The sequence below is a fragment of the Bacillus paranthracis genome (assembly GCF_001883995.1).
Classification (GTDB): domain Bacteria; phylum Bacillota; class Bacilli; order Bacillales; family Bacillaceae_G; genus Bacillus_A; species Bacillus_A paranthracis.
In genome coordinates this window covers 21,286-35,243 of record NZ_MACE01000005.1, presented here as the reverse complement: position 1 = coordinate 35,243, position 13,958 = coordinate 21,286, and the positions used below count along the sequence as shown (strand labels likewise).

Below are 13,958 nucleotides of genomic sequence, written 5' to 3'. Positions count from 1 at the left end.
ATGAAAGAGTTAAAAAGTGGTATAGAACAGTTAAAGTTATCACCTGAAAATAGAGCAACATTCAATCAGCTTATTTCACAATCAGAATTAGATCATGCTGTTGTGGGAGTGTTTGGATCGTTTAGCGTTGGGAAATCTGAGTTGTTAAATAAAATAATTGGCAGAGATAAATTTTTACCGACACATACAAATGAAACTACTGCAATTGTGACTTCAATCCATTTCGGAGATGAAGAGAAAATCGAATTGATGTACATCGATGGCAGTGTAGAGAATGTTTCTATGGAAAGTTTCCATGAATTAGTTGCAGGAGGAAATGTTAGTGGAATTGAAAAGATTAATGTTTCACTTTCAGAACCAGAATGGCTAAGACACGTCGAGTTTATTGATACTCCAGGAAGAAATACGAAGTTTGCTGCTCACGTTGAAGCTTCGAACAAAGCGATTATCGATGCAGATGCTGCTATATATGTTTTACCATGGCAAGGCTTAATAGTAGAGGATATTATTTATTTGAAAGATTTAATGATCTATCAGCCTAACTTGTACTTTATTTTAAATAAAGTGGATCGTATTGATGAGGAACAGGGGCAAACGATTGAAGAAGTTCGAAAGCAAGTTGAAGAGAACTTAGCTGAACAGTTAGGAAAGAGATATCCGGTGTATGCTATATCTGCCAAAACAGGATTCAATTTTTCAAAATTTAAAGAAGAGCTTATTCCGCAAATAACAAGTAATATTAAGGAACTAAAGCAATCTCGTTTTACACATGCTATTGGTGAATTAATCGAAAAGCACATACTTTCGATTCAAAATGAAATACAGGCGTTAAAGCTTACAACTTTACAAGATAAACAAGCGGTTCAAGATCAGAAACGAAAAATTGAAATGGAACAAACTAGACTGGATGATCATGTAAAGAAAGAGCTATCTCTTCTAAAAGAAGCACTCAAACATTTACAAGTAGATGCGGATAGCTTTATCGAAGCGACATTAGGTGAAGTAATTAAAGAAATTAAGACGCGAGTAAATGAAATGTACGAGAAAAGAAACAATGGAGAAGAATTACAACAAATTATCGAAAACCATTTATTAACAGCTAGAAATAAAATATATCAAAGGTTTGAAGAGAAACTAAATCCTATATTGAAGGATAAAAATCATTATAAATTATCTGAGCTAGAAGGATCAGGTTTGAGTATTCAATTTCAAGAGCCTAGCTTTGAAGAGTTACAAAAAAAATACGAAGAACGTTTACAGGAAATCACTACTCGATACGATAATAAAGGACAACGTTTGAATGATATATTAAGTAGCACGAATGAGGATGTATCCCCTGCGGAAATAGAAAAATTACGATTAGAGATCAGTGAATTAGAAGAGAAAGTACAAGAGGAGTATGTGCCACAATATATCATAGATCAAAATTTTGATCCGGATAAAGCGAAAAAAATAATGAAGTCTATTGGACTTGCTGGGGATGTAGTTGTTTCTATTGCTGCAGCTTATGTCACAGCAGGAGTTTCTGCTGGAGCTCAAGTAGCTGGAAAAGCAGCAGGAGCTACTAGTCAATTGGCTAAACAGGCTACGAAGGAAGCTAGTAAACAAGTTGCAAAAGAAGTGAGTAAAAAGGTTGTTGAGCAAACTGCAAAAACAACTGGAAAAGAAATGTTTAAAAAAGCAGGATTAAAATCACTAAGAGTAATTGGAAAAATAGCGAGTCCGTTTGAAACAGCGGCAACGGCAATTGGTACAGCTATTGATGAAAATAGGAAAGCAGATAAGACATTGGATATTAATCATAGACAAAAATTCTTTATGAAACAGCAACATATTGAAAGTCAATTTCAAAGGAAGAAAGATGAGTTAAATCAGCTAAAGGAACAACAAAAGTCAAATGCTACTATTGCGCGAAGTGTCGAAATGAAAATTGAACGAATAGAGCAAGAGAAAAATGAAGAAATACAAAGGGCAGAAAAAGCAATGCGTAATAACCAAGTACAGTTTAATAAGCTGAAGTTTGAAGAAAGTATGTATGAGCAATTAAGTATGCTGGGTACTAATGAGCAAGAGAAATATAAAAGTTGGATAAAACTTGAGACTGGTAGAGTGTATTTAATGTTGGAAAAAATGCTACCGTCGTATTATGAAGAGGAAATGTCTCGAGGCATTGCCCAATTAGTATCTGTTGAGGAATCAGCTCAAGTAAATATGGAGGATATAAATGAACGTTTCGATATTCTGCATAATGAGCTTACTATTTGTAACGATATAAAACAGGAGATTTACCATGGATAATAAAATGGTTCCCGTTATTGAATGGATTTCGAATTGTATAGAATTAGAGAGAAATAGTAATAGTACTACTATTTCTCTTTGGAGTGAATTGTATGAGCTTGGCCAAATTGGCAAAGGTTTTGATCGTAAACTACCACTTCGACCTAAGAATGTTGCACCGTTAGTTGTATATGTAACGGGAAGAATCGATGAAATCCAGAAAAGAAAAGGACCATTTCAATATATAAAGGAGCCGAAAGATGTTATATTTTTAACTTTTGGCGAGTCTAATCATTTTTCAGAAATCGATGCTATATGGGAATGTCCAGATCCATTATTGAAGTATATTACTATTTGTTATGTTCCACCTAAAATAATTAAGTTTTATCAAGAGAATTTGAAAAAATGTATTATTTTTTCAATAGGAAAACCTGAAATATGGATGCGAAGTCTATTAAAGCAAAAGAAAGTAGCAGGAATTGTTGGATGGAATCATAGAATCGAGGATGATTGGGAACTGGATTGGTCTGTCTCTTATCAAGAATTTTCATATGAACTTCTATTGAGAAATACTTCTAATACTTCTAGCCAAATGAAAAGTTTAGTGCACAGTGTTCCGAAGTTACCAAAAGGTTTGAAACTAGGTTTACAGCGTATATTGAAGGAAGAAAATATAGGGATTAAAGAACAGATGTGGAAGCAAACCATTGATCAAGTTGCTATGCAAATGTTAGATGAATATTGGTTGTTAAATGGTTTTTCTATACAAAAGTTTGTGCCAGTATTAGTTGAAAAGGTGCATAATTATCACTATTTTGCTTGCGATATCCCTCCGCAAGAAGTATGTATTAATCAAGTAGAATGTTTTTTTGATACATGGTTGAAAAGAAGGAGAATATAGATGCTTACTAGTCTTGAATCGAATTGGCTTTATTTAGAGAATGAATTAATAGAGTATATTGAAGGAAGTGCGCCTAAACTAGTACCGGATGTAGAAAGATGGCTTGAATTAATTCGGCCATTACCAATTGCGGAGAAAACATTACAATTTGGTCAATTATGTGAATTATTGTTTGAAGAATTGGCAACTGTGGATGAAAAATTAAAATGGAAAAATGTAAAAGAAATACTTGTTAAAGAGAATAAAGTTAAGGATGTTCAAGTATTAAACATTTTTGAAGAAACGATAGATAGTTGGATCAGTTTTGTTAGGAAAGAGGTTGAGTGATTTTGAAATATAAAGAGAGTATTTTATTTGCCGGTGCCATTATTTTAACAGGAACTTTATTTACTACATTTTTTGAAAATACGGCATGGATAAAATTGGTTATTATTTGCGCGGCTAGTGTGCTTACGGCATTAGGTGTTTATTTTAAAGAAAAGCGCATAAGTGCAGAGAAAAATGAAATAGTAGAGGTTTTAAAGGGAATGTCAAAGCAACAAAAAGAGGTTATTGAAGAATTCATGCAATCAAATGATGCAAAAATGAATGAAATCACAAAGTCTATAGATGAAGGCATGAAAGGTGTTCAAGTTACATTAAACACAAATCACAACAAAGAATATGAGTTGATAAATCAACAATTAAATGATGTTATAGAGGAAATGAAATCACTACAGGTTATTGCAGAAAGACAAATTAAGATTAATGATACTATGATTCAATCCCAGCAAAAATCATTAGAACACGTTTCGTTAACAATTGAGAAAGGGAATGAAGCCTCTATTAACCTTACTGATAATTTAACGCAAGGTGTTAATAAATTAATTGATACCATTCAAGACCTTGAAGGACAAATCAATAGACAGGTTAAGCACGTCATTGAAGAAATAGAAAATGGAAATGATGCACAAGATGAGTTCCATGAAACAATGGTTAAGTATCAAGGTGAGTTGAACGGGGTTTCAGAAGATATTCGAAAATATCGTGATAATATAGAATTAGACATTAGCGAACGTATGGAAGTGTTGAAAAATCTAGTTTTACAATTGTCTGAAACAGTAGATCAATTAGCAGATTCTAAGCATCATGAAAGAGAGAGAGCGTTAGGAGTTCAAAAAAAATTAGCAGAGCAGTTTGAGAGATTAAAAGCGCGAGCATAATCATTGAAGTGAATTTTTAATAGTTAAATACTTTTTAAAATTAGTTTCTAATTACAGAATTAGAAACTAATTTTTTTATGGGGAAAATTCAATATAAAACAAAAAAACGGACAAAATCTGTCCACCTCAATTCAGTATAATTCGATATAGAAAATAAGCGAAGATATATTATTTTAAAGCTGAGTTTTGGCAAGTCGCTTAATTCAAATTCGATATGTATGGAGGAAATAAAATGAAAAAAATTATGGGAAGTATATTACTAAGTGCTATTTTACTAGCAGCAGGTTGTAGTAAAGATGATGTGGATGAAGCTGTAAATAAAGCAGATAAAAAAGTAAAAGAAGAAGTTGCAGTAGCTACTACAAAAGATCATGAACATGTACAGCAAATAAAAACTGCTAAATTACCAGGTTATGAAAAGATGCCGATAGAAGAAGCTTTTCATAAATTTTTCAAGAATCCGAAATGGAAATACTTTGTTTCGGAAGATCATGAAGAAATTGTCGAGTTTACAGGGAATTGTGTATATCAAGAACAAGAAGTAAAAGCTAAAATTCAATTTGTTTTAAATAAAGAGGATCAAACATTTAAATTAAAGGCAATGGCTTTAAATGATATAGCGCAAAATGAACTTATAACAGCCACTATGTTGCAGTCAATTTATGATGGAGATAATCAAGAAAAGGAAAATCAAAGTAATAACAATAAAGCAAAGGAAGAAAAACCAGAAGGATCGGTAAAGGCAGATTCATACTTTGAAGAAGATAAGGGAGTGGAAGAAAAACCGGAAGGATCGGTAAAGGCAGATTCATACTTTGAAGAAGATAAGGGAGTGGAGGAAAAGCCAGAGGGATCGGTAAAAGCGGATTCGTATTTTGAGGAAGATAATGGTGTAGAAGAAAAACCAGAAGGATCGGTAAAGGCAGATTCGTATTTTGAGGAAGATAATGGTGTAGAGGAGAAACCAGAAGGGTCAGTAAAGGCAGATTCATATTTTGAGGAAGAGTAATAGTGTAAAGATTGTTCTGATTGCCCGTTCAAAAAATATTTTAAAGTAAAAAAAGGTCGTCAAACTCATCACAATCGGTATATGAAGAATTAAAAGGAAAAGTGAAACATAGGGTTTGTTCGGAAGAAAGATTATAAATCTACACCAAGTGAAAATTGAAAAATAACACCCCTTAAAGAGAAAAAATCTTTTTGGGGGGTGTTATATAAAGAGGTCATCTTGTTCAAGGTGATCTTCTATACTTTATTATTTTAAACTAGTACCATTCTTTAAACTATCCCCACCACCAAGCTCCGCCTCAATCTGCGAAGTCTTTGATGACTCATCCATACGCCAATATGTGATAAAGCTGATCGCAATACATCCAGCTACGTAGAAGTAGAATAGTGATTCCATGCCAATACTCTTTAGCCATAGTGCGATGAACTCGGCTGTTCCGCCGAATATTGCAACGGTTAGTGCATATGGTAAACCTACGCCAAGTGCGCGAATTTCAGTTGGGAAGAGTTCTGCTTTTACAATTGCGTTAATCGATGTGTAACCAGTAACGATAATAAGGCCGACCATCATAAGTAAAAATGCTACGATTGGTTCTGTCGTTTTTTCCATAAAGAAGAAGATCGGTGCTGTTAGTAATGTTCCGAGAATACCGAATGCCATTAATAGTGGACGGCGTCCGATTTTATCGGATAGTAGCCCTGCAATCGGTTGAAGTACGACGAATATAAGTAGTGCGACAAAGTTAATCCAGCTTACAACTTCTTTCGGAAGACCGACTGTGTTTACCATGAATTTTTGTAAATATGTTGTGTACGTATAGAATGCGACAGTGCCTCCGAGTGTTAGACCGACTACTGTTAATACTGCTTTCGGGTGTTTCATAAGAGCGCGAACAGTTCCTGCGCTTTCGCGTTTTTGTGATTTAATGTTTGCGAATTGCTCTGATTCATCCATCGTGCGGCGAAGCCATAATACAGCTACTGCGCCCATCGCTCCAATAATGAATGGAATACGCCATCCCCAAGCTTTCATATCTGGTTCGCTTAGTAATTGCTGAAGAACAATTTGAACGCCTAACGCAACCATCTGTCCAGCAACGAGCGTTACATATTGGAAGCTTGAATAAAAGCCACGGCGACCACTACTAGCCATTTCAGATAAATATGTGGCAGATGTTCCGTACTCTCCGCCAAGTGATAATCCTTGTAGTAAACGGGCAAGAACTAAAATAATTGGTGCCATAATACCGATACTTTCGTAACTAGGTGTACAGGCGATAATGAAAGAACCACCGGCCATAACTGTAATCGAAAGTGTTAATGCTGCCCGGCGTCCGTGCCGATCCGCATAACGTCCCATTAATAAACTTCCGATAGGGCGCATTAAAAATCCAACTGCGAAAATAGCCGCTGTGTTCAATAATTGACTCGTTGGATCTCCTTTAGGAAAGAACTCCGCTGAAAAATAAACAGCGAAAGCAGAGTAAACGTACCAGTCGTACCATTCAATTAAATTACCGACAGAACCTTTGAAAATATTGCCGGCGACTCGGTTTGATTTTACTTGAGCCATACTAATTCCTCCTCGTGCTTATAAATAAAATGATAATTATGAAAGCGTGTTCATTATAGTTGGATTGTACTGTTTGTAGAATGAAATCTCAATATTATGACAATTTTATTCTTTTTGTACTTTATGTACATGGAGAGTTTTAATAGTTGCTTCATTATTCGTTTTGTCATAATAATAGAAAAAGGAGATTGATAGTTTTGAATATTTTATCAAAGGATATGAAGTATGAAGAAATCACGCAAAGTGTCATTACAAACGAAAATAGTAAGCTTAATTATTACGTTAATTTTATTTGTCGTTCTCCTGTTAGCGGGAATATTTGTTTACATTCAGTCCGTTGATACGAAGCGCCAAGTGGAGCAACTAGCACTGCAAACAGCGAAGTCGCTTTCTTTTATGCCTGCTATAAAAGATGTTTTTCAAAATAACGAGCATAAAAGTACGATTCAATCTATTGCGGAACAAGTTCGTGAGCAAGCTGGTGCAGATACTGTCATTGTAGAAGATCGCTCTGGGGTTATGTATTCACATTCTAATTCTGAGTTGATTGGAACAAAGAGTAACAATCCATATAACTATGAAGCACTTACTTTTGGCGGTTATTATACGCTCGAAGGAAATGGTGTAAGTGGTCCGGCTTTAATGGCGAAAGCACCGATTATTGTTCATAACGGAGACTATGATCAAGTAGTAGGTGTTGTGACAGTGGAGTTTTTAATAAAAGGCATTGAATCTAACATATTGAGCAGAACGAAAGAAATTATACTCTTTTCCTTAGCTGTATTAGTAGCAGGCATTGTTGGCGGCATTCTTTTAGCGCGTAGCATTCGGAAAGATACACTCGGTTTAGAGCCGAATGAAATTGCAGCGCTATACCGGGAACGCAGCGCAATACTGCTATCTATAAAAGAAGGAATTATCGCCATTGATCAAAATGGTTTTATTACGATGATGAACACGTCGGCAGAAGAGATGCTACATGTAAATGATGATTATATGCAGCAACACATTTCAAAAGTTTTACCTGATTTTAATATGGAAAGAGTGCTAGAAACCGATCAAGAAATCGCGTTTCAAGATAAAGTTTTTATTTTAAACATGACGCCGATACTCGAAAATAACAGTACGGTAGGTGTTGTATGTAGTTTTAGAGATAAAACAGAACTGCAAAACCTTGTGAACACAATATCTGAAGTAAGAAAGTATTCCGAGGACTTACGCGCTCAAACACATGAATTTACAAATAAGCTTTTCGTCTTATCGGGATTACTTCAGTTAGGGCACTACAGAGAAGCGATTGAATTTATCCAACAAGAATCTAACATTCATCAAAGCCAAAACCATATTTTGTTCCATCAAATTCACGATGCGAAAGTACAAGCTATTTTATTAGGAAAAATCGGAACAGCGTCTGAGAAGAAAATTGATTTTCATATTGAAGGAGATAGTGCGCTTCATCCGTTACCAGACCATATAAAAGTTTCACACCTTATTACGATCCTTGGAAACATAATCGACAATGCATTTGATGCGGTGAATGAACGAGAGGAAAAGAGTGTTTCCTTCTTTGTTACCGATATTGGACACGATATTGTGTTTGAAGTGATAGATAGCGGAGTAGGAATACCAGCTGAAAAAATCACGGCCATTTTTCAAAAAGGATTTTCAACGAAAGGAAACAATCGTGGTTACGGACTAGCAAACGTGAAAGAAATGGTAGATCTACTAGAGGGAACAATTGAAATTCAAAACGAGAAAAATGGGGGAGCTATTTTTACAATTTACCTTCCAAAAACATTGAGAGAAAGTACATAACAAACAGGGGGATGGACATATGTTGAAGGTTGCAATTGCAGAAGATGATTTCCGCGTCGCGCAAATTCAGGAAGAGTTTTTATTAAAAATAAAGGACGTAAAAGTGATCGGAAAAGCATTGAACGCAAAAGAAACGATGGAACTACTACAAAGGGAAGAAATCGATTTGCTTCTATTAGATAATTATTTACCAGATGGAATTGGAACAGACTTATTGCCGAAAATCCATGCTGACTTTCCAAACGTTGATGTCATTATGGTTACTGCGGCGAATGAAAACCATATGCTAGAAAAAGCAATTCGAAACGGCGTAAGCAACTACCTTATAAAACCGGTCACATTAGAAAAGTTCGTTCGCACAATTGAAGACTATAAAAGAAAGAAGCAACTATTACATAGTAGCAATGAAGTAAATCAAGCGCTAATCGATAACTTTTTCGGTACTTCACAAACACAAGAAATGAAAAACTTACCGACAGGTGTAGATCCGTTAACACTGCAAAAGGTGAAAGGCATTATAAAAGGGTTCGACGAGGGCATTACAATAGAAGAAATGGGTGAACAAATGGGTGCCTCCAGAACAACCGCAAGAAGATATTTAGAATACTTAGTAGCGACAAATGAATGCACAGTAGAATACACATACGGCATTATCGGACGACCAGAACGAAAGTACCGAATAGGACGAGGACTATGAAAAAACGATTATTACTATGTATATGGATCATGACAGGAGTAATAGCGGGTTGTTCCTCGGGGAAATCCCATACGAATAAAGTGAACATCGACAAATTAGAAATCGTTGCGCCGAACGTTCAAGGGGCAGGCTGGGACTTAACAGCGCGGGCGATGCAAAAAACGCTCGCAGAAGAAAAAATCTTCACAAAACCAATCGCAGTCACAAACAAAGTAGGTGGCAGTGGTGACGTCGGATGGAAATATACGAAACAAAAAGGCGGTCACGTACTGGCGATTAACTCAAGCTTACTCATAACGAACAACCTACTAGGCCACAGTAAACTAACATATAAAGACTTCACACCGCTCGCAACATTAGCATCGGACTGGGAAGTCGTTGTCGTATCAAAAGACAGCACCATAGATAACGCAAACGAACTAATGGAACAACTAAAACAAAACAAGAAAAACTTCAACATCGGAGTTGCCCCAGGCTTAGGAAACGACGATCACCTATCATTCGTACAAGTAAGCAAAGCCTTCGGCATAAACCCAGCCGAACTACAATTCTTCGTCTACGAAAACAAAGAAAAAATCATAAACGCCCTAACGAACAAACAAATAGGCGTCGCAACCATGACCCTATCCGAAGCCGAAAAACAATACAAAGCCGGCAAAATAAAAATACTAGCCGTATCCGCACCAAAACGACTAGACCGACTACCGGAAATCCCAACATGGAAAGAACAAGGAATCAACGTCATCTTCCAGCACTGGAAAGGAATTATGGGCCCGAAAGATATGACGGATGAAGAGGTTGCTTATTGGGATGATGTGATTAAGAAGATGGTGGAGAGTGATAGTTGGAAGGGGGTTTTGAGGGAGCGGGGTTGGGAGGGTTTTTATAAGGATAGTGGGGAGAGTAGGGGGTTTTTGGAGGAGAGTAGTGGGTGGTATGGGGGGATAGTGAAATTTGGTGATTGATGAATGTTCATTTGTAAGAAATAGGATATGTGACATAAATAATGCCACATTATAAGTTATAATTTATTTATAAAAATTTATTAAAATGATTATTCAAGAGAATTGATTCACAAATTTATAAACGGTGGTGTGGGGAATGGATTATAATTTTGAGATTTTATCATTGTTAGATAATTCAATTGAGTTTGAGAAGCTGCATAGTAAGTTTAATCGTTTTAACCCTTTTAAAATATTGAAGGTAGATAAGTTTGAGATTAGACATTCTAATATGATTGCTTGGCTACTTGATCCTATGGAAAATCATCACTTAGGTTCTATGTTTGTAAATAAGGTCCTTTCTAGGACGTTTGTAAAAGTGGAGAATGAGGAGTTAATTGGGCAATATAATTTTATTAAATTACATAAGCAGTCTCTTCAAGATTTGGAAGTGTTCCGCGAAGTACAAACGAAAAATAATAAACGAATTGATATTTTGGCAATATCAGAGGCGCAAAAGGTTGCTATTTTGATTGAAAATAAATATAAGTCATCTGAGTCAGATGGACAATTACAAAATTACATAAACTTTGTTAGTGAGAAATATGAAGGATATACGATCATTCCAATTTTTTTGAGTTTAGATGGTAGCGCTCCAAGTCATAAAGCGTATCTTACTTTAGATTATGGAGATATATTAAATATTCTAAAAGGGCAATTGGAGATTTATAGTGAGTATACGTCTAGTACGATAAAAGATTTCCTTTCCTACTATATTGATATATTAGAGGGGGAACTAGTTCGTGATGAGGAAGATATTGAACTAGCATTAACAGTGTATAAGAGCCATAAGGCCGCTGTTGATTTTTTATGCTTAAATGGTAACGGAAAAGTAGTTGGAAAGTTTGTGAATAAAGAGTTGTTAAGTGCTGTGAAGAAGTTGAACGCTGAAGAAAAGGAAGATCTTCGCAAAATTTATAAGAAGTATGCTGAAACGCTTCACTTTATACATGGAGCTGGAAATAGCGTTATGAGAGAGGCATTTTTACAATTTGTAGAGAAAAATCAAATGCCAGAAGATTGTTACCATGAACATATTCGCATTCCATCTTTCATTTTCGAAGAATGGAAACAGCTTGATGAGATTGTTGGTGTTCCTAATCATGAGTGGTGGCTAAACAATGCTCTTATAACTTGGTTCGAAAGAAAAGTAGATGGGCGTATGAAGCTTATTGTTGAAGTTGGGCCGTTGGAATACAAACAGAGATTAAAGTTATTATGCAAGTTAGAGGAAAATGGAATTGCTATTAAAGAAAAATCAAAAGAAGCTGGATCTATGTATACAAGAATTTATGCTGGATATGAAAATATAAGTGATTGGGCAGATCAAGATGAAATTCTCCGTGTGATGAATGAGATGTATAACAATGCTGATTTTAATCAAGTAGTTGCAGCTATAGGCGATACTATAAAAGGGCTTGTATACGGAGAAGAAGATTCCTCTTCTGAAATTGTTGCGGTAGAGAGTAGCCAAACAGCCGTGGATACTTTAGCTAATGCTTTTCAATTATTCGTCCATGAACAAAGGTTCCAAGAAGGTTTTTACAATATTCATCACCGACTACCATCATTTATTATGCCGGAGTTTCGCAAACTAGAAGAACAATTTGGAACACCGAAATGGAATTGGTGGTTAAATAACTGTGCGATTATGTGGTTCGAACGTTTGAAAGATAATAGATTGAAGCTGACGCTAGAAATTGGACCACTAGAACCACAAAAGAGATTAGCGCTATTAAAAAGTCTTGAAATTAAGGGGAGAAAAATAAACGTAGCAGCGAAAAGGCCAGAAGCGTCGTATACAAGAGTTTACACAAATACAAGTAATATAAGTAATTGGTCGGATGAAGATATTGTTATACAGGCTATGAACGAGTTATTTAATGATAAGGACTGTCAAAATGTTATTCAAATGTTAATAGACATTGCTAAAGAGGAAGTTCATATTTAAAAGCAATGCCAAGTGCAGAGGAATGTACTTGGCATTTGTTTTAATGAAATAAAGGAGATTAGTCATTAATGAAATTAGCAAAAACACAGTTACAACAATTTATTTTAAAACAATTGGAGCTTTTTGAGTTGAAAGAATTAGATGTTGAATTCGCAGTTCGAGGGCTGGATTTTGATCCGAACATGTTTATTCGCGCGGGAGAGATGGGATTAGAAATAGGATTTCATAGATTGGAATGGAATAGTCCTGTCATGCCAGATATGATAGGGGTTACGCATCACATATTATTATGGGAACACCTAGATGAGCTAAGTAACAGTGAGAAATCGGTGGAAATCAAAGAGAGTATTATTATGGTTGCTGATTTTAGAAAGAGGCAGCATCAGCAGTGTAAGTTTTGTGGTGAAAAGATTTTACCGGAATATCTTTTTGAAGATGATTTATGTCAGAGGTGTGCTAGTGTGCATTTTGGGGTGGTGTATTAATATTATAAGAGAATATATAGAAAGAATATAAAAGATACTTCTATTCTTTTATACTTAAATGAGGATGGATGAATAGAAACGAGGAATTATATGAGTAAATTAAGTAACTGTCTATATATGATTGAGCTCCTGCATGCGAGAGGGAAAATGAGAATTAGTGAATTGGCAGAGTTATTAGAAGTAAAAGAGCGAATGGTCCGCATTTATCGTGATGATATTGAAATGGCAGGTATTAAAATTGAGACAACGAAAGGCAGATATGGTGGCTACTCCCTTTCAAATACATCGTTATTTCCTATTAAAAATATGTCCCAACAAGAGCTAGATGCGTTAACGTTTTCTATTCAAAAACTAGTTTCAAAAGGTAATGACATTTATGCAAAGGACGCACAAGTAGCGCTAGATAAATTAAATGCCGTTCGGAAAGTGGAAACGAATAAAGATCGTCATATTTATTTTGTGCAAAGATCGAAGCCGAATTATGCGTTTTCGAATGAAAACCAAAAATATGTACAACTACAAGAAGCGTTATTTACAAGAAGCAAGGTGAAAATACAGTATGAGAAACGGTCTGGTGAAAGATCAGAACGAATTATTGATCCGTACGGCTTTGTACACTACAACGAATTCTTTTATTGCCTAGCCCTGTGTAATGATAAAAAGGAAAAACGTATGTTTAAACTATCTCGAATAAAAGATATTAAAACTTTGTATGATACGTATAAAATATCCGCTGATTTTGATATTCGAGAAGAATTTCCGAAATTCGGCATCATGAAAGAACCGTTAGAAGTAGAGTTACTCATCTATCCACCATTCGCCGTATCCGTACCAGAATCTATTTGGGGAGAGAATCAAAAGATAGAACATAATGATGATGGTAGCATTCTTTTTCGGGCGACGATGAGCGGGAAAGAGTCGATTAAGAAGTGGATTTTGGGGATGGGTGCTTCGGTTAGGGTGTTGGAGCCTGGTGGCTTGAGGGAAGAGGTTGTAGAGGAGGGGAGGAAGTTGTTGGAGATGTATGGCTCATTTTAAATGAATGGAT

Annotated in this window: 12 protein-coding genes; 11 read left to right on the top strand and 1 reads right to left on the bottom strand. The window is 35.6% G+C overall.

From position 1 onward, the window contains the following. From BAQ46_RS00695 to BAQ46_RS00675, 5 genes are all read left to right on the top strand, one after another. Complete coding sequence (locus BAQ46_RS00695) at positions 1 to 2,298, top strand: dynamin family protein (RefSeq protein ID WP_071741484.1); 2,298 nt, start codon at positions 1 to 3, stop codon at positions 2,296 to 2,298. After that, positions 2,291 to 3,178 carry a hypothetical protein gene (locus BAQ46_RS00690; RefSeq protein WP_240814329.1) on the top strand — a complete coding sequence of 296 codons (888 nt, stop codon included), beginning with the start codon at positions 2,291 to 2,293 and terminating at the stop codon, positions 3,176 to 3,178. The genes BAQ46_RS00695 and BAQ46_RS00690 overlap by 8 nt, the downstream gene beginning before the upstream one ends. Continuing rightward, on the top strand, positions 3,179 to 3,505 hold the full coding sequence (locus tag BAQ46_RS00685; RefSeq protein ID WP_070171212.1) for a hypothetical protein: 327 nt from the start codon (positions 3,179 to 3,181) through the stop codon (positions 3,503 to 3,505). A gap of 2 nt (positions 3,506 to 3,507) precedes the next feature. After that, positions 3,508 to 4,380, top strand: coding sequence for a hypothetical protein (locus BAQ46_RS00680; RefSeq protein ID WP_071741483.1), 873 nt, complete (start codon positions 3,508 to 3,510; stop codon positions 4,378 to 4,380). A 232-nt stretch (positions 4,381 to 4,612) separates the two neighbouring features. After that, complete coding sequence (locus BAQ46_RS00675) at positions 4,613 to 5,389, top strand: hypothetical protein (protein WP_088015537.1); 777 nt, start codon at positions 4,613 to 4,615, stop codon at positions 5,387 to 5,389. Positions 5,390 to 5,635: 246 nt separating this feature from the next. On the opposite strand, the gene BAQ46_RS00670 is transcribed toward BAQ46_RS00675, so the two are convergent. Beyond that, positions 5,636 to 6,961, bottom strand: coding sequence for an MFS transporter (locus BAQ46_RS00670; protein WP_071741482.1), 1,326 nt, complete (start codon positions 6,959 to 6,961; stop codon positions 5,636 to 5,638). Between the two features lie 225 nt (positions 6,962 to 7,186). Here BAQ46_RS00670 and BAQ46_RS00665 point away from each other — a divergent pair, with 225 nt between their 5' ends. From BAQ46_RS00665 to BAQ46_RS00640, 6 genes are all read left to right on the top strand, one after another. Then, positions 7,187 to 8,776 (top strand): ATP-binding protein, encoded by a 1,590-nt coding sequence (locus tag BAQ46_RS00665; RefSeq protein WP_071741481.1) that lies wholly within the window; start codon positions 7,187 to 7,189, stop codon positions 8,774 to 8,776. 19 nt (positions 8,777 to 8,795) lie between these two features. Then, positions 8,796 to 9,473, top strand: coding sequence for a response regulator (locus BAQ46_RS00660; RefSeq protein ID WP_071741480.1), 678 nt, complete (start codon positions 8,796 to 8,798; stop codon positions 9,471 to 9,473). Further along, a complete protein-coding gene (locus BAQ46_RS00655; protein ID WP_071741479.1) occupies positions 9,470 to 10,438 on the top strand; it encodes a tripartite tricarboxylate transporter substrate binding protein in 969 nt (322 codons plus the stop codon). The genes BAQ46_RS00660 and BAQ46_RS00655 overlap by 4 nt, the downstream gene beginning before the upstream one ends. Before the next feature lie 136 nt (positions 10,439 to 10,574). Then, on the top strand, positions 10,575 to 12,425 hold the full coding sequence (locus BAQ46_RS00650) for a PDDEXK-like family protein (RefSeq protein WP_071741478.1): 1,851 nt from the start codon (positions 10,575 to 10,577) through the stop codon (positions 12,423 to 12,425). 68 nt (positions 12,426 to 12,493) lie between these two features. After that, positions 12,494 to 12,910, top strand: a complete 417-nt coding sequence (locus BAQ46_RS00645; protein ID WP_071741477.1) for a hypothetical protein — start codon at positions 12,494 to 12,496, stop codon at positions 12,908 to 12,910. A gap of 90 nt (positions 12,911 to 13,000) precedes the next feature. Next, a complete protein-coding gene (locus tag BAQ46_RS00640; RefSeq protein ID WP_071741476.1) occupies positions 13,001 to 13,948 on the top strand; it encodes a helix-turn-helix transcriptional regulator in 948 nt (315 codons plus the stop codon). The last annotated feature ends 10 nt before the right edge of the window (positions 13,949 to 13,958 follow it).